Source organism: Rhizobacter sp. P3_B12, from assembly GCF_056402895.1.
Genome location: NZ_JBFUGN010001082.1, coordinates 1 through 1,966, shown reverse-complemented (window position 1 = coordinate 1,966; position 1,966 = coordinate 1). Strand labels below are relative to the sequence as shown.

General features: G+C 73.1%; 3 protein-coding genes. All 3 read left to right on the top strand.

Annotated elements, in window-relative coordinates; genetic code table 11:
* Positions 1 to 342 (top strand): SEL1-like repeat protein (locus AC1D01_RS32360; protein ID WP_477873599.1); only part of this gene is annotated, 342 nt, incomplete at its 5' end.
* A 36-nt stretch (positions 343 to 378) separates the two neighbouring features.
* On the top strand, positions 379 to 972 hold the full coding sequence (locus tag AC1D01_RS32355) for a LemA family protein (RefSeq protein WP_477873598.1): 594 nt from the start codon (positions 379 to 381) through the stop codon (positions 970 to 972).
* 13 nt (positions 973 to 985) lie between these two features.
* Positions 986 to 1,966 (top strand): M48 family metalloprotease (locus AC1D01_RS32350; RefSeq protein ID WP_477873597.1); only part of this gene is annotated, 981 nt, incomplete at its 3' end.

Sequence of the window (1,966 nt, the reverse complement as noted above, 5' to 3'; positions counted from 1 at the left end):
GGCCATGCGGGCGCGGCCTTGCAGCGCGGCCTGCTGGCGCGGCGCGCGCGCGATCCGGGCGCTGCGGCGCGCTGGCTGGCGCAGGCCGCACAGGCGCACGATCCGCAGGCGCTGTTCCTGCTGGCGAATGCCGCGCGCGAGGGCGATGGCGTGCCGCGCGACGAGGCGAGGGCGCTGCTGCTGTACCGCGAAGCGGCGGCGCTGGAATATCCGCCGGCCCACCAGGCGCTCGCGATGGCCTGGGAGCGCGGCGAGCTGGGCCTGGTGCGCGACAGCGAGCAGGCGCGCGAGGCGCTGGCCGAGGTGGCGCATTCGCTGAAGCATCCGCCGGTCGAACGCTGATCGGACCGTCGCCGGGGAGCTGTACATTCCTCCCCCATGAGTACAGCCCAAATCGTCGCCTGGATCGTTCTTGCCGTGCTGGTCTTCTGGGCCGTCGGCGCCTACAACCGCCTGGTGCGCCTGCGCAACGTGATCGGCAATGCGTTCGCGCAGATCGACGTGCAGCTCAAGCGCCGTTACGACCTGATCCCCAACCTGGTCGAGGTCGCGCGCAAGTACGTGACGCATGAGCGCGAGACGCTCGAGGCCGTGACCGCCGCCCGCAACCAGGCCAAGGCCGCGGCCGACCTGGCGCGCGCGCGCCCCGGTGCCGCCGGGCCGGTGACGAGCCTCGCGATGGCCGAGGGCGTGCTCGGCTCGGCGATGGGCCGGCTGATGGCGCTGGTCGAGTCCTACCCGGAGCTGAAGGCCGACCAGAGCCTGCGCGAGCTGTCCGAGGAGCTGACCAGCACCGAGAACAAGGTGGCGTTCTCGCGCCAGCTGTTCAACGACGCGGCCCTCGACTACAACGTCGCCGCGCAGCAGTTCCCGACCCGGCTGCTGGCCGCGCTGTTCGGCTTCCGCGAGGCCGCGATGCTGCAGTCCACCACGAGCGAGGCCGAGCGCGCCGCGGTGCGCGTGCAGCTGTAGTCCGCGCGCGGCCGTGCGCTTTCGCGACCAGCAGGACGAGACCCGCCAGGCCACGCAGCGGCTGCTGGCGCTGTTCGCGCTGCTGCTGGTCGCACTGGTGCTGGTGGTCAACGTGGCATTGCTCGCACTCTGGTGGGGCGCTGCCGCGCTGCTGCTGCGCGACGCCGATTTCCCCGGCCTGCCGTCGCTCTTCTTCGAGACCAACACCGCGATCGTGCTGCTGTTCGTGCTGGGCGGCTGCTGGGTCGAGACGGTGCGGCTGCGCAGCGGCGGCGGCGCCCACGTGGCGGAATGGGCCGGCGGGCGCGAACTGCTCGACCCGCGCGACGTCACCGAGCGACGCCTGCTGAACATCGTCGACGAGATGGCGCTCGCTTCCGGCCTGCCGCGCCCGCGCGTCTACCTGCTGGAGCGCGAGCACGCCATCAATGCGTTCGCGGCCGGCTGGTCGCCCGAGGAGTCGGTGGTCGCGGTGRCGCGCGGCGCGCTGYAGCGCCTGACGCGCGACGAGCTGCAAGGCCTCGTTGCGCACGAGTTCGGTCACATCCACAACGGCGACCTGCGCCTGCACATGCTGCTGCTGGCGCTGGTGTGGGGGCTGTCGCTGGTGCACGGCTACGGCCACCGGCTGTTCGACGCCGACGAAGAGGGCAACCGGAGCTTCCCCGGCGTGCTGGTCGGCCCGGTCTTCATCGCGGCGGGCAGCCTGGGCTGGGTCGCCGGCCAGGTGCTGCAGGCCGCCGTGTCGCGGCAGCGCGAACTGCTGGCCGATGCGAGCGCGGTGCAGTTCACCCGCAGCCGCGACGGCCTGGGCGGCACGCTGCGCAAGATCTGGCACCAGGTCGATGCGCGCGAGGCCGCGCTGTACCGCGTGCCGTCCCGCCTGCTGGCCGGCCAGCTGATGCAGGCGCCGGCGGGCTGGCTGTCCACGCATCCGCCGCTGCCCGAGCGCGTGCGCCGCGTCTACGGCCGCGCGATGCCGCCGCTCGCGGCC

Excerpts from the sequence above, each read along its gene's own strand:
- AC1D01_RS32355 (WP_477873598.1), top strand. The coding sequence starts at position 379 with ATGAGTACAGCCCAAATCGTCGCCTGGATCGTTCTTGCCGTGCTGGTC.